The sequence below is a fragment of the Catenuloplanes indicus genome, assembly GCF_030813715.1.
GTDB lineage: Bacteria > Actinomycetota > Actinomycetes > Mycobacteriales > Micromonosporaceae > Catenuloplanes > Catenuloplanes indicus.
Genome location: NZ_JAUSUZ010000001.1, coordinates 296,739 through 316,288 on the forward strand (window position 1 = coordinate 296,739; position 19,550 = coordinate 316,288).

Sequence of the window (19,550 nt, forward strand, 5' to 3'; positions counted from 1 at the left end):
GCTACGCGCCGCCGATGGCGGTGCCGGCCGGGGAGGAGACCGCACCGTCGTCGGGGATGTGGTGCACGCCGATCCGCTTGCGGAACACCCAGTACGTCCAGCCCTGGTAGAGCAGAACGACCGGGGTGACCAGCACCGCCACCCACGTCATGATCTTCAGCGTGTACGGCGTGGAGGACGCGTTCGCGATGGTCAGCGTGTTCGCCGGGTCGGTCGAGGACGGCATCACGTTCGGGAACAGCACGGTGAACAGCGTGACCACGGCCAGCCCGATGGTGATCGCGGTGCCGGTGAACGCCCAGCCCTCCCGGCCGGCCCGGTTCGCCAGCAGCGCGCCGGCCAGAGCGAGCGCCGCGAGCGCAGCGGTGACGACCGACGCCGCGTTGCCGCCGAACGAGGCCACGGTCCAGGCCAGGAACGCGACCGCGAGCAGCGCGGTGACCAGCCCGGCCCGCCCGGCGATCCGGTTGGCACGGACCCGGATGTCGCCCTCGGTCTTCAACGCCAGGAACACCGCGCCGTGCGTGAGGCACAGCGCGACCATGGTCACGCCGCCGAGCAGCGCGTACGGGTTGAGCAGGTTGAAGAACCCGCCGGTGTAGTCGAAGTCCGCGTCGATCGGCACGCCCCGGACGATGTTCGCGAACGCGACACCCCAGAGCAGCGCCGGCGCGTACGACCCGAAGATGATCGCGATGTCCCAGTTGCGCTTCCAGGCGGCGTCGGTGCGCTTGCCGCGGTAGTCGAAGCCGACCGCGCGGACGATGAGCGCGACCAGGATCAGCAGCAGCGGCAGGTAGAAGCCGGAGAACAGCGTGGCGTACCACTCCGGGAACGCGGCGAACATGGCGCCGCCCGCGGTGATCAGCCAGACCTCGTTGCCGTCCCAGACCGGGCCGATGGTGTTGATGACGACGCGGCGTTCCCGGTCGTTGCGGCCGAGCACGGGCAGCAGCATGCCGACGCCGAAGTCGAAGCCCTCCAGCACGAAGTAGCCGACGAACAGCACGCCGATGAGGATGAACCAGAAGGTTGCGAGATCCACGATCGTGTCTCCTAGCGCGATCAGTACGCGAACGCGAGCGGACGATCGGCGTCGTCCTTCTCGTCGTCGCCGGGTTCGGGGTGGATCTCCGGCAGGCCGCCCTTGGCGTACTTGAGCAGCAGTTTCACCTCGACGACCGCGAGCGCGGCGTAGAGCAGCGTGAACGTGGCGAACGAGGTGACGACCTCGCCCATCGACACGCTGCGGGACACGCCGTCGCGGGTGAGCATCTCGCCGAAGACCAGCCACGGCTGCCGGCCCATCTCGGTGAAGATCCAGCCGAACGAGTTCGCGACCAGCGGCAGGATCGGCAGCGTGAGCACGGCGGTCAGCAGCAGCTTGCTGGTCGGGGTGCGGCCCTTGCGGGTCATCCAGAGCGTGAGCAGCGCCAGCGCGCCGGCGGCCAGGCCGAAGAAGATCATCATGCGGAACGACCAGTACGTGACCGGGATGATCGGCGCGTAGTTGACGCCGGCGCCGTACTGCGCGGTGTACTGCTCCTGGAGGTTGTTGATGCCCTCGATCTCGGCGTGGATGTCACCCTTGCCGAGCCAGGACAGCAGGTCCGGGATGGTGATCGCGAAGACCTCGCGGCTGCCGTCCAGGCTGCCGATGGTCAGCAGCGAGAACGGCGCCGAACTGGTCGTCTCGTAGAGTCCCTCGGCCGCGGCCATCTTCATCGGCTGCACCTCGGTCATGATCTTGCCCTGGAAGTCGCCGGAGATGAGCGTGCCCGCGGTGGCCAGGATCGTGACCCAGCCGCCGAACGTGAGCGCGGTGCGGAACGCCGGCTTCTGCTCGTCCTGGCCGCGGTAGAGGTGCCACAGCGCGACCGCCACGATCAGGCCGCCGGCGACCATCAGCGCGCCGAAGAACGTGTGCGGGAACGTGGCGAGCGTGACCTTGTTGGTCAGCAGCGCGCCGATCGAGTTCAGCTCCGCGCGGCCGGTGTCCGGGTTGATGTGGAACCCGACCGGGTTCTGCATGAAGGAGTTCGCCGCGAGGATGAAGTACATGCTCAGGATCGTGCCGATCGAGGCGGCCCAGATGGTGGCCAGGTGGATCGGCTTCGGCAGCCGCTCCCAGCCGAAGATCCACAGGCCGAGGAACGTCGACTCGAGGAAGAACGCGACCAGTGCCTCGATGGCCAGCAGCGACCCGAAGACGTCACCGACGAAGCGGGAGTAGTCAGACCAGTTCATGCCGAACTGGAACTCCTGCACGATGCCGGTCACGATGCCCATCGCAAAGTTGATCAGGAAGAGCTTCCCGAAGAACTTGGTCAGGCGCAGCCACTTCTCGTCGCGCGTCCGGAACCAGATCGTCTGCATGATCGCGACGAGCAGCGACATGCCGATCGTGATCGGGACGAAGAGGAAGTGGTAGACGGTGGTCACACCGAACTGCCACCGCGCGACATCCAACGCGTCCAAAGCTCCCCCACCCTACGGTTTTCTACTACACACAATCATACTACGAGCCGTAGTAGATGATACGTGGCCCCGACCGGCATGATCAGGGCCGTTGGTCCCGGGCCGGTGGGCCCTGCTTCCCCCAACGGCGGCCACCGGCGCCGACTCAAGGGCGACAACCGAAAAGCACCACGCGGGTACGCCGGGCGCGCGCCTGGCAGGATCTTGACGTGACCGACACCACCCCGTGGACCGCACCCGGCGTCTGGCGCGGCCTGCTGCTGGCCGCCCGTGGCGTGGTCGGCGTGACCGCCCGGCTCCACGTCACCGGCCACGTGCCCGCGCCGCTGCGCCGCGGCCCGCTGATCCTGGCCGCGAACCACATCAGCCCGGTCGACCCGGTCGTCATGATGGCCGCCTGCCGGACCGCCGGTATCGCCCCGCGGATCATGGCGACCGGGGGCGTGTTCCGTACCCCGCTGCTCGGCTCCCTGATGCGGGCGTCCGGGCAGATCCGGGTGGACCGGCGCAGCGCCACCGTGGCCCGCGCGCTCGACGACGCCGCGGCCGCGCTCCGCGCGGGCTCGGTGGTGCTGATCTACCCGGAGGGGCGGATCGGGCTCGACCCGGGCCTGTGGCCGGAACGCGGCAAGACCGGCGCGGCCCGGCTCGCGCTGGCCACCGGTGCGCCGGTGATCCCGGTCGCGCAGTGGGGTGGGCACGCACTGATGCCCTACGACGCGCCGCCCGCCGCCAACGCCCGCGCGCTTCTGCGCGACCTGCGGCGGCGCCCGGCCGTCCGGGTCGGGTTCGGCACGCCGGTCGACCTGTCCGGCCTGACCGCGGACGTCCCGGGCGACGCGCAACGCGCCACCGACCGGATCATCGACGCGATCACGGCCACGCTCGCGCCGCTGCGCCCCGGCGAACCCGGCCGGCCGCACCACCACGACCCGACCCGTCCGGCCGACGACTCGCGGACCCATCGCCGGCCGTAACGCCCGGCCGGGTCGTACGTTGACACCGACGGGGCCGCTCTGTGGGAGGCGTGCATGCCGCACCGGTTCGTGCTCGAGTCGGGCGACCCTGACGTCGCGTACGAGGCGATCAGAACCATCTACCGCACCGCCCGGATCGCCGCGGCCGGCGAGCACCGCCGCCGGATCCGGATCGCCCAGCAGGTCGTCGGCGCGATCGAACTGCACCGGGTGTCCTTCCCGCTGCGCTTCCACGCCACGTCGCCGCCGCTCGGCACGCTCGTGGTCGGCCGGGTCCGGGACGGCGCGATAACCTACCGCGACCGCCGCCGCTGCGACCACTACGCCGCCGGCGAGCTCTATCTGCTCGGCGACCCCGGCTGCGAGTACGACACGGCCGTGCACACCGTCGACGCGGCGTTCGCCCGGATCGACTACCGGCTGATCAACCAGATCGCCGAGGCGGAGTCCGGCGCGCCGATCCGGTTCACCGGGTTCCGCCCGATCAGTGACGCCCTGGCCGCGCGCTGGGCGCACACGTACGACTTCGCCCGGCACAACGCCGACACCGCCGCCGGATCACCGCTGCTGGCCGACTCGGTCAGCCGGGTGCTCGCCACGACCGCGCTCGCCGCGTTCCCCAGCAACGTGCTGCGCGACCCGACGATCGAGGACCGGCACGACGCCCACGACGCCCACCCGGCCGCGCTCCGGCGCGCGATCGCCTACATCGAGTCCGGCGCGGACCGCACGATCGGCCTCGCCGACATCGCCGGTGCCGCGCACGTCTCCATCCGCGCGCTGCAGCTCGCGTTCCGCCGTCACCTGGACACCACGCCGGTCGCGTACCTGCGCCGGGTCCGGCTCGCGCACGCCCACCGCGACCTGGTCCACGCCGCGCCCGGCACCGTCACGGCCGCCGAGCTGGCCGCCCGCTGGGGTTTCGCCGACCTAGGCCGCTTCACCGACCGCTACCACGCCGCCTACGGCTGCACGCCCACGCAGACGCTGCACCACCGTTGACCTCAACCCCGCTTCACGTCGCACCCGCGCGTGGAGCAACTGACATCATTGTCACCATGGTCGATATCGCCGCGCTGCTGGCCGCGTACGACGGGCGGATGCGCATGCCGTCCGGTGCCGTGCCGGCTGGTGTGACGTACGAATTCGACGGGCCGGTGCTGCGGATCGCCGGTCCGCACATCGGGCGGATCCGGGCGCCGCGGGACGTCGGGGTCGGCGGGGCCGCACTGGATCGGCTGATCGCCCGGCAGCGGGACTACTTCGCGGCCCGCGGCCAGGGTGTCGAGTGGAAGGTGCGCGGCCACGACCTGCCGGCGGAACTGCCGGAGCGGCTGGTCGCGGCCGGGTTCACCGCGGGCGGACCGGCGTCGGTGCTGATCGGCGTCGCCGCGGAGGTGTCCGCGAACAGCACCGACGCACCGGTGCTGCCGGCCGGCGTCGTGCTGCGGCGGGCGGCCGGCGCCGAGGACCTGCGCCGGATCGCCGGCCAGCAGACCGAGGTGTGGGGGTTCGACTGTTCCTGGGTCGCCGAGCATCTCGGCGCGCACGTCGCGGCCGACCCAGGCCAGATCAGCATCTGGGTCGCCGAGGCCGGTGACCGGCTCGCCTGCACGGCCTGGTCGGTGTACTCCCCGGGCACCGAATTCGTCGGGCTGCTCGGCGGCACCACGCTGCCGGAGTGGCGCGGCCGCGGCCTCTACCGCGCCATGATCGCCGTCCGGGCCCGGGAGGCCGTCACGCGCGGCTTCGGCCTGCTGCACGTGGACGCGTCGCCGGCCAGCGCGCCGATCCTGCGCCGCCACGGCTTCCACGACATCACCACGTCCACTCACTACGAGTGGGCCCCGCCGGAGTGAGTGCGGCTCTACACTGTGGTCCGGCAGAATCGTACGCGTGTTCGGAGGCCGTGGTGAAGTTGCTGCTCACGTCCGGTGGGGTGACGAACGCGAGCATCCGCGCGGCGCTCGTCGGGCTGCTCGGCAAGCCGATCGAGGAGTGCCGGGCGCTGTGCGTGCCGACGGCGCAGTGGGGGCATCCGATGTGCGGGCCGGAATCGGTGCGCGGCCTCATCGCCGCCGACCCGGCGCCGGACTGGCAGTACCTGTCCGGGCTCGGCTGGGCCTCGCTCGGCGTCCTGGAACTCACCGCGCTGCCGAGCATCGGCCGAGAGCGGTGGGAGCCGTGGGTACGGCAGGCCGACGTGCTCCTCGCCGACGGCGGCGACGCGACCTACCTCGCCCACTGGATGCGCGAGTCCGGCCTGGCCGCGCTGCTGCCGTCGCTGCCCCGCACGGTCTGGGTCGGCGTGAGCGCGGGCAGCATGGTGCTGACCCCCCGCATCGGTGACTACTTCGTCGAGTGGCCGTCCGCGCCGAGCGACCGCACGCTCGGCGTCGTCGGCTTCTCCCTCTTCCCGCACCTGAACGCGTTCCCGGGCAACAGCCTGGCCGACGCCGAGCGGTGGGCCGCCACCATCGACAACCCGGCCTACGCCATCGACGAGCAGACCGCGATCTCGGTCGTCGACGGCACGGTCGAGGTGATCTCCGAGGGCACCTGGACCACGCTGCGTGAGGGCTTGCGCGCCACCGCGCCGGTGTCGTCGTAGCCCTGCGGGGCCTCGTCGAAGCGGGCGCCGGTTCTCGTGCTGTCCACAGGGGAATCCTGCCGTTCACCGTAACCGCTACCACTACGATGCGGCGGTGCAGATCTCCCTGTGGGTTCCCTATGCGGCGCTGATCCCGCTCGGCGTCCTGCTGATCGTGCTCGAGCCGGCGATGCCCCTCGCGTACGCCGCGCTGATCATCGGGTTCTTCCTGATCTTCGGCGCCGGTCCGCTCACGGTGGCCCGCGCGGTGCGGGCGCAGTCCCGGGCGATCCGCGACGGGCAGCACCTCACGCTGGACGTCGAGTGGATGACCGTGACCTACCCGCTGGCCGAGTCCCGGTTCCGGTGGGCCGGCCCGGACCGCGTGATCGATACACCCGAGGTCTGGTACGCGATGTTCGGCAAGGCCCAGGCGATCGCGATTCCCAAGGCGGAGATGACCGACGCACAGCGCGCCGAGTTCGCCTCGCTCGTGGCCACCCGGCTCACCCCGGCCGTGCCGCCGGGGTGAGCCGGGGCGCCGGTCAGACGAACGGCCAGCCGGACGGCTGACCGACCGCGAGGCGGCCGGGGATCGTCCACTGGGTGGTGGACAGGTTCGCGGCCTGGGCGGCGGCCATCCCGTCGCGGAAGACGCGGCCGAGGCGATTCTCCCGGTAGAGCGGCTCGGAGCTGCCCAGTTCGTACATCGCGACCAGCACCGCCCGGGACGTCTCCGTCACCAGGCACATCGCACCGCGTACCGCCGCGCGCTGCTCGTCGCTCGTCGCCCGCCCGGCGATGACCGTGCGGTCCAGGTCGCGCTGCGTCTCCAGGAGCAGGCCGCGTGCGGCGGCGACCTGGGACAGCGCGCGGCCGACCGCGGACGTCAGGTGGTCCTTCTCGGCCAGCGGCACGCCGTCCATGCCACGCTTGACCGGCGCGATCGCGATCACCTCGTCGATCGCGGCCTGGGCCATGCCGATCAGCACGGCGGCACAGCCGGGCATCAGCAGATTCGGGGCGGGCAGCCGGTACGCCGGGTGGTCCACCCGCGGCGCCGCGAACAGCGCCTGCGTCATGTACGCCGGGACGAACACGTCCTCGGCCTGCACCGCGTTGCTGTCCGAGGCGCGCATGCCGACCGCGTCCCAGGTGTCCAGCACGGTCACGTCGGACGCGGGCAGCACGCAGAAGCGCAGCCCGACCTCCGGGTCCGCGCCGGCCAGCAGGAACCACTCGGCCAGGTGCGCGCCGCTGACGATCTTCCACCGGCCGCTGATCCGGTAGCCGCCGTCGGCCGGGGTCAGCATGCCGGGCTGGCCGGAGTGCGCGATCAGCGGGTCACGGCCGGCGCCCCAGACCCGGGCGACGCCCTCCTCGGGCAGCCAGCCGGCGCCGAAGCCGACGTTGAGGTTCCACAGCACCCAGGCGGTCGGCCCGTCGATCCGGGCGATGCGGGCATAGACGTCCAGCGCGTCCGCGACGGTCGCCTCGTACCCGCTCATCCCGGCCGGGGTGAACAGCCGGAACGCGCCCCGCTCGCGCAGCTCGGCGACCAGCTCCGGCGCGATCCGGCCGTCGGCCTCGGCGGCGTCCCGGTACTTCTCGATCGCCGGGCGCAGCAGCTCGGGCAGTTCGCTGATAGACACGATCTCTTCCTTCCGTGCGGGCCCGACGTTCAGGCCCTCCACGGACGAGATGCGGGCCGTGGCCGGAAACTGCGCCCCGGATCCTGTGATCCAGGCCTCAGCGGCGCGGCGTCGTGTCGTAGGCGACGCCGAGCCGGGCGACCCGCCCCTCACGCAGGCGCAGCAGCCAGGCGAACCGCGGCGGGCAGTGCTCCGGGTCGTAGGACGGGTTGATGAAGTCGCCCTCCCACAGCACCACGTCGCGGCTACCGACCGCGTCGTGCAGCGACACGGTGACGCCGGCGCCCATCGTCCGGTCGATCATGTCGCGGGCCGTGTCCCGGTCGCCGTGCAGCCAGCCCATGAACACCACGGAGAGGTCCGGCCGGAACCAGTCGTCGATCACCCGGTGGTAGCCGCCGGCGTGGATCATCGCGAAGTGCTGCTCGGCCTCCCGGCGCCGGGCGCGCGCCTCCACGTCCGCGGCCCGGAACGCGTCACCGGCCGTCTCCCGCAGCGCCCGGGCCAGGATCCGGCGGCCGTCGCGCAGCCGGCCGGCGACCGTGTCCACGCCGACGCCGCACAGCTGGGAGATCTGCGCGTAGGACGACATGCCGGTGAAGTACCGCAGCAGCATCACCTCGCGGATCGGGTCGGACAGCCGCGCGATCGCGTGCCACACCCAGTCCCGGGTACCGGCCCGGTCCAGCAGCTCGTCCGGCCCGTCCACCACCGGCAGCCACGGCTCCGGGTCCGCGACCGGCGCCGGTACGCGGGTGCGCAGCCGCATCCGGCACGCGTTCCGGGTGATCGCGCGCAGCCACGCCCCGGCCGCGTCCGGCTCACGCAGGCTTCCCACCTGCCGGAACGCGGTGATCATCGCGTCCTGCACGGCATCGTCGACCTCGTCGGTATAGCCGAGCACGCCGATCGCGGTGACCCGCATCGCGGCCCGGTGCCGCTCGGCCAGCACGGCGAACGCCGCCACGTCCCCACCCCGCGCGGCACCCGCCAGCTGTCCGTCGGTGTCCATCCGCGCCACTGTAATCCAAGGTTCGATAACCGCCGGGCCCGTCCAGCGGTACGCCGCAGACTCTCCTTATGGACGAGACACTGAACGGCGGGGTCGCGCTCATCACCGGCGGCAGCCGCGGCATCGGCGCGGCTGTCGCGCTGCGGCCGGCCCGGCTCGGTGCCGACGTGACGCTGACATGCCAGGAGAACGCGGATCGGGCCGGCGGCCGTCGTGCGACCGCGGTCCGCGCGGACAGTGCCGGCCCGGCCGCGGTGACCGCGCCGGCCGACATCGCGGCCACGGTCGCGTTCCTGGCCGGCCCGGACAGCCGCTACATCACCGGCACCACCCTCCACGTCGACGGCGGCGTCAGCAGCTGACCGGGCCGGCGGGTACGCGTTTGCGCAGTCGCATCCTCCCGTCGCGCGACGGGAGGATGCCGGGCGGTTATCGGGCGCTCTGCGCCCGAAATATCGTGCTATCTCACCCCGCGCGCCCGAGCTCGGCGCCGCTCTCGCGCCACTGATTGATCACACAGGCGTTCGACCGGGGCCGGAAGGGATCATAGACACGGCGGCCGGGAATTCTGTTCGGAAATGTCGGGCCCGCACTGAGGGTGCATCGCCCGGTACGTTCCTGGCCGGCCTACGGGCCCAGCCGACTGGCAGGGTGCGGTGATCCAACTCGGGAACGGTGCGATCTACCGGGTGCCGAACGAGTCGATCCATGGCCGCGGCACGAACCTCAGCCGTCTCAATGGGGTCATCGCGAAGGTATTGCAGCCGTTGGCGGATCCGGTCGTCCAGCGGCGTTCGCTGCACGGCCAGTAGCCGGACGTCGGCCTCGCAGTCCCACAACCCTTCGATGATCTTGCGCTGTGCACCGGCCAGGTCGAGCGTGGCCAGCGCTCGCAGGTAGGAGGCCCGTTCATAGGAGTGCGGGCTGAACCACAGGCGGGGCAGCGTAGTCGCGGCTGGAGGGCCGCCGATGCGGGCCAGGCCGCTGACCAGTTCGTCGTAACCGCACCGGTCGTCCGGGCGGGCGTCCAGCCGATCCAGGCCGGCGACCAGCACTGGAATGTCCGTGACGTCGCCGTGGGTGGCCAGTAGGCGCAGGCCCGTCACGGTGCAGGTGTTACGCCCCCACGGGAGCGACTTGAGCGGCCCGTCGAAAGCGATCCACCCGCTATCGTCGCCGTCCGGCGTGCCGGTGGCGCCGGACCATGCACGCTCCGCAGCGGGATGTTCGCGTTCGTTCATTCGCTCCCCGGTTTCCGCTGGTCCGAGCCGTGACTTTCGACATGGCGGTTGGGGCCAGTGTGCTGGGCGCGTGCGGGCGTCGTCGGCGAATCAGTGACTGCCGGACTCCAACGCGGGTGCGGTGAGATCCTTGCGGAACAGCACCATGTCATCCCCGGTCTCGTAGTAGTCGCGGACGCGTGCTTCCTCGTCGTATCCGCACGACAGGTAGAACGCCCGGGCGCGATCGAACGCCGGGGTGGCGGATGTCTGGATCAGCAGGAGCCGCTGATCACGGGTCCGGAGGTCTGCTTCGACCGCTTGCAGCAGGCCGGTGCCCACGCCGCGGCGGTGGTGGCTGCGGTCGACACCGATCATGGTGAGTTCCCACGTGCGGTCGGTGGCGGGTAGCGGTTCGTAGTAGGCCACGGCGGCCAGCCGGCCGTCGTGGTCGTCAACGAGGCAGGCGTGCCCGCCGTCGGCCTTGGCGGCGAAGTAGTCGGCCATCATCTGCTGCACGAAGCCGATGGCCTCTGGCGGAAACAGCTCTGAAGTCACCGCCAAGGTGGCGACGTCGGATGCGTCGTCCGGGGTGATGGCGCGGATCATCGAATGCCTCCAATGGTTGCCGGGCGGCGCTGGCTGGCCGCACCGGCTAAGAATGTACTGGCCGATACATTCTGGCGATAGGATTTCGGCATGCCGTCGCCACCCGCGACCGCCAAAGGGCGGGCCACCGTGCAGCGGGTGCTGGACGCGGCGTGCGCGCTGTTCGCCCGTCAAGGCATCCGCGCCACCACCCTCGATCAGGTTCAAGCCGCCTCGATGACCGGCAGAAGCCAGCTGTATTCGTACTTCGCCGGCAAGGCCGACCTGGTCACCGCGGTTGTCAACCAGCAGGTCGAGCGGGTTATGGACGCTCAGCAACCCCTACTGGATGACATCGCGGCCGCCGCCGACGTGCGCCGCTGGTGCGAACTCGCCGCACAGCAGTACACCGCGGACGACCCCGTACGCTGCCCTATCGGTTCCCTGGTCAACGAGCTCAGCGAGCAAAACCCACACGCCCGTGCCGCGCTCGCCGCAGGCTTTGCCCGCTGGCACGCCGTTCTGTCGACGGGTCTACGACGGGTCCGCGACAACGGCGAGCTGGCACCACACACCGACCCCGACGAGGCGGCCGCAGCACTACTGGCGGCCTACCAGGGCGGCGTACTGCTCGCTGCGGCCACCGGCGATCTCCGCCTTCTCGAAACGAGCCTCACCACGGTGGCCACCGGCATACTCGTTGATTCTGACCCCAGCTCCGGGACGACCGGCTGTAGAAGACCGCGTGCTCGTCAGTGAAGAACCCACCGGCACGGGCCAACCGAGATCAACTATCTGTTGTTGTTTCTCGCTGGAAACTACGGCCGGGCCTACGGGCACCGGGCAGCCTCCCCCGGTCCGGGCGTCCCGGTCGTTCGCGGGCGGGTGTGCGACCCGTTCCGGCCGGTGCGGCGAGGCCGAGCCGATGGCGTGCCACGTCGAATGGAGCGTGCGCGTGGTGAGCCACGGCGTCCGCCGCGACCCACCACGTGTCGCCACCGGGCGACACGGGCTCCGGGAGACGACCGCGTTCACACCGGACGCGCGGCCGGCGGCGCTACGAGGAGCGCGGGCGGACCAGGCCGACGTCGTACGCCAGGATGGTCGCCTGCACCCGGTCCCGCACGCCGATCTTGGTCAGGAGCGCGTTGACGTGGGTCTTCACGGTGCCGACGCCGACGCCGAGGCGGGCGGCGATCTCGGCGTTGGACAGGCCCTCGGCGATCAGCGTCAGCACCTCGCGTTCGCGCGGAGTGAGCGCGGCCAGCTCCGGCCGCTCGACGGCCGGTGACGGTGTCACACCGGCGGCGAAGGCCTCGATCAGGCGGCCGGTGACGGCCGGGTCGAGCAGCGCCTCACCACCGGCGATCACCCGGATCGCGGCCAGCAGCTCATCCGGGTCCGCGTCCTTGAGCAGGAAGCCGGACGCACCGGCGCGCAGCGCCTCGAACACGTACGCGTCCAGATCGAACGTGGTCAGCACCAGCACTCTGGGCGCGTCGTCGGCCGCGGTGATCAGACGGGTCGCGGCCAGTCCGTCCATGCCGGGCATACGGATGTCCATGACCACCACGTCCGGCCGGACCGCGGCGGCCAGCTCCACCGCGGCGGCCCCGTCGGCCGCGGTCCCGACGACCTCCAGGTCCTCCTCGGCGTCGATGATGGCGACGAAACCGGCCAGCAGCATCGGCTGGTCGTCGACCACGATCACTCGGACGGCGATGGCCGCACCTCCTCGCTACCGGCCGCCACGCGTGGCGGCCCCGCTTCTGTGCCGGCCACCACCGGGGAGCCGGCCCGCGTCCCGGCCACCGTCGGCAGACCGGCCTCGGTGCCGGTTACCGGCGACGGCCGACTGCCGGAATCAGCGGCCGACGGCGCGACACCGGGTTCCGGTGATGCGTCGCTGCGGGCGGGCTGCGACTCGGTGCCGGCCATTGCGCGGGTTCCGGTCGGCGCCGCCGCCGGAACCGTGCCCGCCGGTGGCGGGGTCGGCAGCGGCAGCAGGATGTCGGTTTCGCCGGCCGGGTGCACGGTCATCGTGCCGCCGACCGCGTCGACGCGGCCGCGCAGACCGGCGGCGGCGCGCGGGTCGGTCAGCGCCGGAATCCGGTTCAGGAAGATCCGCAGGCCGCCGGCCGCGCCGATGACGATCTCCAGTGGCCCGGGGCCGGGCAGTGCGAGAGCCGCCTCGACCAGCCGGTACGCGGACACGTCCACGCCGGGCGGCAGGTCCGGCAGCGGCGTGGCATACCGGAGCATCACCGCGCGCCCGGCCGCCCGCTGTGCCTCGCACAGCGCGCCGATCTGCGCCGCGGTCGGCTGCGGCGCCGTCTCCGCCTCCTGCGCCGCGACGTCGCCCCGCGCGCCGCCGCGCAGGCTGCCGAGCAGTTCCCGCATCGCCGCCAGCGTCGCCCGTGCCGCCGCCAACACCGCATCCAGCCGCGCCGCGGTGTCGTCCGGCCACCCACCCGGATCACCGTGGCGGCCAACGGAGTCCGCACCCGCCGGTCCGGCGGGCGGCCGCTCGGCCGCGGTATGGCCGGTTCCTGCCGGCCCGGGGTCGGCGACGGCAGGGTTCCGCGAGTCCCGGTCGGCATCGGACGAGACCAGGCCGGCCACGCCGGCGGCCGGTTCGGCCGGTTGAACAGCAGTGATGAGGACGTCGGCGGGGCGGGTGGCCGCGGTGAGGACGTCCGTGGCGCGGGCGAGGACCGTGGTGCGGAGTTCGGCGGCGATTCGCCAGCGTTCCGCCAGGGCCTCGCCGGTCGCGGATACCGTCGCGGCCAGCACCAGGTCGCGTTCCCGGTCGCGCAGGCGGGTTCGGCGGCGCCGCCAGCCGGCGCCGGTGGCCCACGTCGCCAGCAGTGGCAGCGTCAGCAGCCCGCCGAAGACCACCGTCATCATCACGGTGAGGATCGCGCGTTCCGCGGCCCCGTCGTAGTCGGCGGGATCGGCGGCGGCGATGTCCGCGAACGCGCCGACCGTGATCGCCAGACCGGCCACGGCCCCGGTCACGGGCGCGACCAGCCATGTCCACGCGGCCCGGCCGCGGCCGTGCGCCGCGACCGCGTAGACCGCGTAGGCCTCCACGAAACCGGCCGGGATCAGCACGCTCAGCGATCCGGCCGGCAGCACGTCGGTCGCGGTCAGCGCGGTCCAGCCGACGAGCACGGCGAGCACCGCGGCGAGCGTCCGCCACGGTGCCCGGTGTGCCCAGGTCAGCGGCGCGGCGTGCAGGATCAGTACCGCGCCGGCCAGGAGCGCGGCGCCGTGCTCGCCTCCGGTGGTGATCGCCGGTTCGATCATCAGCACCGCGATGCTGGCCATTGCGAGCGCGACCGTGACCAGCGCGTCGGTCAGGTAGCCGCGCACCGACGCGGCCCGGCCCTGCCAGGCCCGCTGCAGGCGGGACGGTGCTGTCGCGGTCAGCGGCAGCCGTGCGGTGACCTGCCAGCCGCCGCCGGCCGGGCCGGCGGTGAGCGTGCCGCCGAGCCGCTCGGCGCGGGTGCGGGCACCGGCCAGGCCGCTGCCGGAGCCGACGCCGTCCGCGTCGGATGGGCGGGTCGCGGCCGCGTTCGTCACGTGCGCCTCGACCGCGCCGCCGGTCGTGGTGACCCGGATCGTGACCGCGCCGCCCGGGGCGTACCGCAGCGTGTTGGTCAGGGCCTCGCGGACGATCGCGAACGTCGTGTCCGCGACGTCGGCCGGGACCGCGCCGGGTGTGCCGGGGGCGAGCGTGACCGGCTGGCCGAGCCGCTGGAACTCGGCGGCGAGTCCGGCCAGGCGGGCCGGGAGGTCACCGGTCGCGTCCGCGGACCGCATCACCGCAACAAGATCAAAAAGCGTGTCCAGGGTACGGCGGGCCGCCTGCGCCGCGAACGTCAGCGCCTCCGTACCCAGCTCCGGCCGTTTCTCCGCGAGCCGGCGGGCCGCGGTCACGGTGACCACGATCGCGGTCAGGTGGTGTGCGCTGACGTCGTGCAGTTCCCGGGCGAGCCGGTGCCGTTCCTCGCGTGCGGCCTCGGCACGGGCCGTCTCCGCCTCGGCGAGCCGCCGCCGCGCGGTCTCCCGGCCGTGCCGCCACACCCGCCGCCGGTGCCCGAACAGCGCGGCCAGCGCCGCGATCAGCGCGTCCGCGACGACCAGCAGGACCAGCCCGGCACCGCTCTCCCCGGCGTAGTACCCGGGCGTGAACGCGTTCGCGACCATCATCGCGGCGGTGAGCGCGACGGTCAGGGCCACCGTGGTCCGCACCCCGGTCCAGGCCGCGACGGAGAACAGGCTGATCAGCGGCGCCACGCTGAGCACGTCGGCCAGCGAGACGCCGCCCGCGCCGAGCGGCTCGGCGCTCACCTGCGCGGTCATCGTCGCCGCGTGGACCACGATAGCGGAGGCGACCGGCCGGATCCGGCGGAAGGCGAGCGCGGCGACGACGACCACGGTCGCGGTCAGCACCAGCGCGATCACGGCCGGCGGCCGGCCGAACAGCGCGGGCCCGGGCCACACCCCGGTCTGCACGGCGCCGAGCGCCAGCGGCAGCAGCCAGTCGGTGCGCTTCGGGCTCATCGCCGCACATCGTAGGGGCTTCTCTACCGGAGGATAGAGACCGGGTTCGTGTCCGCGGCCGATGAGAACGCGTCCGCGCGCCGGAATGCTGAACCGCATGACGACGACGCTTGACGCACCGCGGACCGCCGCCGCACCGGTCCCCTACCACCGGCTCGCACGCACCGCACGGCATCGCTGGTGGCGGCCACTGGCCGGGACGCTGCTGGTCACGGCCGGCGCGCTGGTGGCCGCACTCGGCCCGTACCTGGTGGCGGGTCTCGTGGGCCTGGGGCTGGGTGCGCCGCAGGACGAGTTCGGCTGGCCGTCGCTCGGCGACGAGGCTGACCTCGCGGTGGGCCTGGCCGGGCTGGGCCTGGTGATCCCGGTGGTGCTGCTGGCGGCACGCGGCGTGCAGAAGCGGCCGGCCGGCACGGTGTCGTCGGTGGCGGGCCGGCTGCGGTGGCGCTGGCTGGGCCGGTGCGTGCTGCTGGCCGTACCCGCGGTGGGGTTGATGTACGGGGTGTTGTTCCTGCTGCCCGCGCCGGCGGAGGAGGAGACGGTCGCGTTCGCCGGCTGGCCGCGGTTCGCGCTCGGCGCCGCGGTGGTGCTGCTGCTGACGCCGTTCCAGGCGGCCGGTGAGGAGTACCTGTTCCGCGGCTGGCTGGTCCAGGCCTTCGGCTCCTGGTTCCGGTCGCCGTGGCCGGGGATCGTGGTGTCGGCGGTCGCGTTCGGGCTGCTGCACGGCTACGGCACGCCGTGGGGCATGGCCGACCTGATCTTCTTCGGCGTGGTGGCGGCGGTGCTGACGATCCGCACCGGCGGGCTGGAGGCCGCGATCGTGCTGCACGCGGCCGGTAACGTGGCCGGGCTGCTGGTCGCGGCCGCGGTCGGCGCGCTGGCCGGCGAGGAGACCGCGACGGACGCGAGTGCGCTCGTCGCGGCGGTGGACATGGTGATGGTGACGCTCTACGCGGCCGCGGTTCTCCGGCAGGCGCGCGCTCAGTCCCTGGTCTCCAGGTAGGCCATCACGGCCTCGCGGGTGCTGCGGACGCCGAGGAGCTTGCGGGCCTCGGCGATCCGCCGGTTCGCGGTGCGCAGCGACATGAACTCGGCCGCGGCCGCGGCCGCGATGGTCTCGCCGTTGGCCAGCCGGTCCAGCAGCGCCCGCTGTTCCGGGGCGAGCTGGTCGACGGTGCCGGTCTCCGGTGCGGCGGCCGGTGTGTCGGTGTCGCGGCGCACCGGGCCGAGGCGGGACAGGTCGCCGATCAGCGCGCGGCCGATGTCGCCGCCGGCGTCCGCGATCGCGATGACGCCGGCGCCGCGGGCGGCCGCGAGCACGACGAGCTGGACGGTGTCCAGGTCGGGGACGCGGCCGAACAGCACGAGGTGGTTTCCGGTGACGTCCCAGCCGGCCTCGGGCAGCGCGAAGCCCTCGCGGGTGGTCCAGCCGTCGCGGGCGAGCCGGCGCAGCACCACCGTGGCATCGGTGGCGCTCGGCAGCACGTACCGGGGCGTCTCCGGAGAAGTCACGACATCAGCGCCTCTCGGACGCGGACGGCCGCTTCGGTACGGGTCCGGGCGCCGAGTTTGCGCATCGCGGAGCGGATGTGCGTCTCGACCGTCTCCGCGGACACGCCGAGCTGCCCGGCGATCCGGCGGGTCGGGTCACCGGCCGCGACCAGCCGCATCACCTGCTGCTCCCGCGCGGTGAGGTCGTCGCCGGCGCGCGGGCCGCGGATGTCGCGGCGCACCGAGTGCTGGCGCAGCGCCCGCTGGGCCCGGCCGCGCAGGACCACCAGCCCGGCGCGTTCGGCCAGGTCCTCCGCGTTCAGCAGCGCACGGACGGCCAGGTCCGACTCGTCCTCGTGCAGGCCCTGCGCGATCAGGCAGCGGACCTGTTCGCGGAGCACCACGCTGGACCAGGCGGCGGCGGACGCGGCGAACGCGGACGGCGCGGCCGACGGCGACGCCGCGAACGCCGACAGCGTCTGGTGGATCGCGGTCGGCCCGCCGGCGGCGGACTCGAGGCCGGTCACGTCGATCGGCGCGCCGTCCCGGGCGGCCCAGCGCGCCGTGATCCGGTGCAGGCCGGACAGCAGCGGGATCCGGTCGGTGTCCGGGTCCCAGGTCGCGGCCCGGTCCGGTTGCCCGTCCAGCCAGGCGATCTCCGCGGCGACCCAGCCGGCGACCGGCGTGCGCGGTGCGGCGTCCAGCCGGGCGCGGGCCGCGCCGAGCAGCCCGGCGTCCGCCTCGACCAACCCGGCCGCGGCGGCTGCGTAGGCGCGGGCGAGCGCGGGCAGCGACCGGTCCATCAGGTCCCCGGCGCGGTGTACGACCAGGTCGGCGAGGACCGGCTCGACCACCGCCGGTGCGGACTGGACCGTGGCGACGCCGCGCGGCGGCTGTGCGTTGCCGGGCGACGGCAGGCCGGCGCCGAACGCCGGGATGGCCGGTTCGACCCGGGCGGACGCCTGCGCCGGGACACCGGCGACCGCGTGCCCGCGCAGCGCGGACGCCCACAGCCCGGCCGCGACGAACCGGGTCTGCCAGCTGTACGCCAGGTCGGCCTGGCAGGCCTGCGCCGCCACCTGGGCCAGGTGCGCGGCCTCCGGCAGCCGGCCGTCCGCCGCCAGCGTCTCGACCAGCACCCACGCGGACCAGCGGGCGGTGAGCGCGTCGCCGGCGTCCCCGGCCGCGGCGGTCGCGGTGGCGAGCGCGTTCTCCCAGCCGTACGCACGGCGGGCGGCGGCGACCGCGGCGAGCGCGGCGCGCAGCCCGGTGTGCGCGGGTGTCTCGCCGTGCCGGGCGATCACGGACGCGGCCGTGCCGACCGCAAGCGCGGGGTCGTCCGCCAGGTCGGTCAGCAGCAGCACCCGGTCGCGTGCGGCGAGCAGTTCGGGGGCCAGCCCGGCCGGGACCGCGGCCGCGCTGTGCCGGGCGCCGTCCAGGTCACCGGCCTGCAGCAGCGCCTCGGCGCGCAGCACCATCGCCTCGATCACGGCCGGGTCGGACGCGACCGTGTGCTCCAGCGGCGCGAGGACGGACGCGGCCGCGGCGGGCTGCCCGGCGGCGAGCGCGGCGCGGGCCGCGGCGACCCGGACGCCCGGGTCCGGCAGCGTGCCGGGCAGCCGGCAGGCGAGCAGCAGCAGTTCCGCGCGTTCCCCGGCGCGGCTCGTGGTCCGGGACGCGGAGACCGCCAGCCGGTACGCCTCGCCGGTGTCGCCGGCCGCGGCCAGGTGCCGGACGGACTCGCGCGGCGGGACCAGCCGGGCGAGGCGGCGGTGCAGGCCGGTGCGGGCGTCCGCGTCTAGCATGCCGGCCGCGACCTCGGCCACGTACGGCGAGACGGCCGCGACCATGCCGAGGTCCGCGCGGGTCGGCGGCGCTGTCGCAGATACGACAGAAAGAGTTCCGGTGATCGACTCGACCGGGTCGCCGGCCGGGATGCTCGACGGCAGCGACACGATCAGGCCGTTGTCGGCGAGTTCGGCCGCGCCGGAACCGAGCAGCCGGGCCGGTGCGGGCCGTCCGAGCAGGCCGAGCGCGGCCATCGCGGTCCGGGCCGGGCGGGTCAGGTCGGCGAGCGCGCCCGCGATCGCGTACCGCAGGTCGACCGCCTCGTCGACCGCGCCGGTCTGCTGCGCGTGCCGGGCGAGCGCCTGGCAGGCCAGCGGTGACCCACCGGCCTGGCGGACCACGGCCGCGACCGCGTCCGGTGCCAGCCCGGGCGCCACACCGCTGACGAGTGCGGACGCTTCCGCGCTGGTCAACGGCGGCACGGGCAGCCAGGCCGCGGCGGCGTGGCGGAGCGCGGCGAGGGTGGCGCCGGGCAGCCGGTGCGGGGTGCGCAGCGCGACCACGACCCGGGTGTGCGCCGCGATCAGCGGCAGCGCCGCCAGCGTGAGCGGGTCGGCCCACTGCAGGTCGTCGAGGACGAGCAGGCCGCCGCGGACGCGGGCGCGCACGGCCTCGGCCAGCAGCGGCGCGTCCTGCGCGGGCAGCCGCACGCGCACGGCCCGGGTCAGCGCGAACGCGGGCACGTCGCGCAGCGTGGCGAGGCCGCCACCGGCGAACACCGGCCCGGAGAACGCCTCCCCGAGCTGGGTGAGCAGCCGGGTCCGCCCGGCACCGGGGCCGCCGGTGAGCACCACCAGGCCCGGCTCGGCCAATGCTTTGCGCGCACCGGCCAGCACGTCGGGCGTACCCGTGGCCGTGTCCCGGCCCTCCGATGGCAGCATCACGTGCGTGCCTGACTCTGTCTCGTGCAAGGGTCCTCCCCCACCAGCTCGCTGCCACCGCCCATGCTGCCGGTTGCACGGTGGCACGAACATGGGATCCTGCGCCGGCAGGATATTCGTACCGTAGGGCCTAATAGTCTTGGGCCACGCAAGTAGAGGGTGTCACAGACGCTCTTCACCGCTCTGCCGGGAGGGATCGACCAAGCGATGCGCCGCAACAGTGCCATTGTGGCTGAGAAGACGG

General features: G+C 73.5%; 18 protein-coding genes. 8 read left to right on the top strand and 10 right to left on the bottom strand.

The window, feature by feature from the left end; translation table 11 throughout:
• Nucleotide 1 precedes the first annotated feature (1 nt).
• Complete coding sequence (gene cydB, locus J2S42_RS01695) at nucleotides 2–1,045, bottom strand: cytochrome d ubiquinol oxidase subunit II (RefSeq protein ID WP_307234487.1); 1,044 nt, start codon at nucleotides 1,043–1,045, stop codon at nucleotides 2–4.
• Nucleotides 1,046–1,065: 20 nt separating this feature from the next.
• On the bottom strand, nucleotides 1,066–2,478 hold the full coding sequence (locus J2S42_RS01700) for a cytochrome ubiquinol oxidase subunit I (protein ID WP_307234488.1): 1,413 nt from the start codon (nucleotides 2,476–2,478) through the stop codon (nucleotides 1,066–1,068).
• A gap of 209 nt (nucleotides 2,479–2,687) precedes the next feature.
• On the opposite strand from J2S42_RS01700, the gene J2S42_RS01705 reads away from it, so the two are divergent.
• The 5 genes from J2S42_RS01705 (at nucleotide 2,688) to J2S42_RS01725 (ending at nucleotide 6,577) form a co-directional block, all read left to right on the top strand.
• Entirely contained in the window at nucleotides 2,688–3,455 is a 768-nt protein-coding gene (locus J2S42_RS01705) for a lysophospholipid acyltransferase family protein (protein WP_307234490.1), read from the top strand.
• A 54-nt stretch (nucleotides 3,456–3,509) separates the two neighbouring features.
• The gene (locus J2S42_RS01710; RefSeq protein ID WP_307234492.1) at nucleotides 3,510–4,457 is read left to right on the top strand and encodes a helix-turn-helix transcriptional regulator; all 948 of its coding nucleotides are present in this window, start codon (nucleotides 3,510–3,512) and stop codon (nucleotides 4,455–4,457) included.
• Nucleotides 4,458–4,513: 56 nt separating this feature from the next.
• Complete coding sequence (locus J2S42_RS01715) at nucleotides 4,514–5,314, top strand: GNAT family N-acetyltransferase (RefSeq protein WP_307234494.1); 801 nt, start codon at nucleotides 4,514–4,516, stop codon at nucleotides 5,312–5,314.
• 53 nt (nucleotides 5,315–5,367) lie between these two features.
• Nucleotides 5,368–6,066, top strand: coding sequence for a Type 1 glutamine amidotransferase-like domain-containing protein (locus tag J2S42_RS01720; protein ID WP_307234495.1), 699 nt, complete (start codon nucleotides 5,368–5,370; stop codon nucleotides 6,064–6,066).
• A 94-nt stretch (nucleotides 6,067–6,160) separates the two neighbouring features.
• Nucleotides 6,161–6,577, top strand: coding sequence for a YcxB family protein (locus J2S42_RS01725; RefSeq protein WP_307234498.1), 417 nt, complete (start codon nucleotides 6,161–6,163; stop codon nucleotides 6,575–6,577).
• A gap of 13 nt (nucleotides 6,578–6,590) precedes the next feature.
• On the opposite strand, the gene J2S42_RS01730 is transcribed toward J2S42_RS01725, so the two are convergent.
• Both J2S42_RS01730 and J2S42_RS01735 read right to left on the bottom strand, forming a co-directional pair.
• A complete protein-coding gene (locus J2S42_RS01730) occupies nucleotides 6,591–7,697 on the bottom strand; it encodes an acyl-CoA dehydrogenase family protein (protein WP_307234500.1) in 1,107 nt (368 codons plus the stop codon).
• Between the two features lie 97 nt (nucleotides 7,698–7,794).
• Nucleotides 7,795–8,709 carry an RNA polymerase sigma factor gene (locus J2S42_RS01735; RefSeq protein WP_307234502.1) on the bottom strand — a complete coding sequence of 305 codons (915 nt, stop codon included), beginning with the start codon at nucleotides 8,707–8,709 and terminating at the stop codon, nucleotides 7,795–7,797.
• Nucleotides 8,710–8,777: 68 nt separating this feature from the next.
• On the opposite strand from J2S42_RS01735, the gene J2S42_RS01740 reads away from it, so the two are divergent.
• Nucleotides 8,778–9,071: an SDR family oxidoreductase gene (locus J2S42_RS01740; RefSeq protein ID WP_307234504.1), complete on the top strand. Its 294-nt coding sequence runs from the start codon at nucleotides 8,778–8,780 to the stop codon at nucleotides 9,069–9,071.
• Between the two features lie 150 nt (nucleotides 9,072–9,221).
• Here the strand turns inward: J2S42_RS01740 and J2S42_RS01745 are convergent, their stop codons facing one another.
• Nucleotides 9,222–9,950 (bottom strand): hypothetical protein, encoded by a 729-nt coding sequence (locus J2S42_RS01745; protein WP_307234506.1) that lies wholly within the window; start codon nucleotides 9,948–9,950, stop codon nucleotides 9,222–9,224.
• Nucleotides 9,951–10,040: 90 nt separating this feature from the next.
• Nucleotides 10,041–10,538, bottom strand: coding sequence for a GNAT family N-acetyltransferase (locus J2S42_RS01750; RefSeq protein ID WP_307234508.1), 498 nt, complete (start codon nucleotides 10,536–10,538; stop codon nucleotides 10,041–10,043).
• Between the two features lie 90 nt (nucleotides 10,539–10,628).
• On the opposite strand from J2S42_RS01750, the gene J2S42_RS01755 reads away from it, so the two are divergent.
• The gene (locus J2S42_RS01755) at nucleotides 10,629–11,276 is read left to right on the top strand and encodes a TetR/AcrR family transcriptional regulator (RefSeq protein WP_307234509.1); all 648 of its coding nucleotides are present in this window, start codon (nucleotides 10,629–10,631) and stop codon (nucleotides 11,274–11,276) included.
• Nucleotides 11,277–11,574: 298 nt separating this feature from the next.
• Here the strand turns inward: J2S42_RS01755 and J2S42_RS01760 are convergent, their stop codons facing one another.
• Together J2S42_RS01760 and J2S42_RS01765 are read right to left on the bottom strand one after the other, a co-directional pair.
• The gene (locus tag J2S42_RS01760) at nucleotides 11,575–12,240 is read right to left on the bottom strand and encodes a response regulator (RefSeq protein WP_307248587.1); all 666 of its coding nucleotides are present in this window, start codon (nucleotides 12,238–12,240) and stop codon (nucleotides 11,575–11,577) included.
• On the bottom strand, nucleotides 12,225–15,086 hold the full coding sequence (locus J2S42_RS01765; RefSeq protein WP_307234511.1) for a histidine kinase: 2,862 nt from the start codon (nucleotides 15,084–15,086) through the stop codon (nucleotides 12,225–12,227). Before J2S42_RS01765 ends, J2S42_RS01760 begins: the two co-directional genes overlap by 16 nt.
• 97 nt (nucleotides 15,087–15,183) lie before the next feature.
• Between J2S42_RS01765 and J2S42_RS01770 the strand changes: the two genes are divergently transcribed.
• Complete coding sequence (locus J2S42_RS01770) at nucleotides 15,184–16,089, top strand: CPBP family intramembrane glutamic endopeptidase (RefSeq protein WP_307234513.1); 906 nt, start codon at nucleotides 15,184–15,186, stop codon at nucleotides 16,087–16,089.
• Here J2S42_RS01770 and J2S42_RS01775 read toward each other — a convergent pair.
• Together J2S42_RS01775 and J2S42_RS01780 are read right to left on the bottom strand one after the other, a co-directional pair.
• Nucleotides 16,068–16,598, bottom strand: coding sequence for a LuxR family transcriptional regulator (locus J2S42_RS01775; RefSeq protein WP_307234515.1), 531 nt, complete (start codon nucleotides 16,596–16,598; stop codon nucleotides 16,068–16,070). The two genes, J2S42_RS01770 and J2S42_RS01775, sit on opposite strands and share 22 nt — an antisense overlap.
• A complete protein-coding gene (locus J2S42_RS01780; protein WP_307234517.1) occupies nucleotides 16,595–19,336 on the bottom strand; it encodes a helix-turn-helix transcriptional regulator in 2,742 nt (913 codons plus the stop codon). Before J2S42_RS01780 ends, J2S42_RS01775 begins: the two co-directional genes overlap by 4 nt.
• Nucleotides 19,337–19,550: the final 214 nt, after the last annotated feature.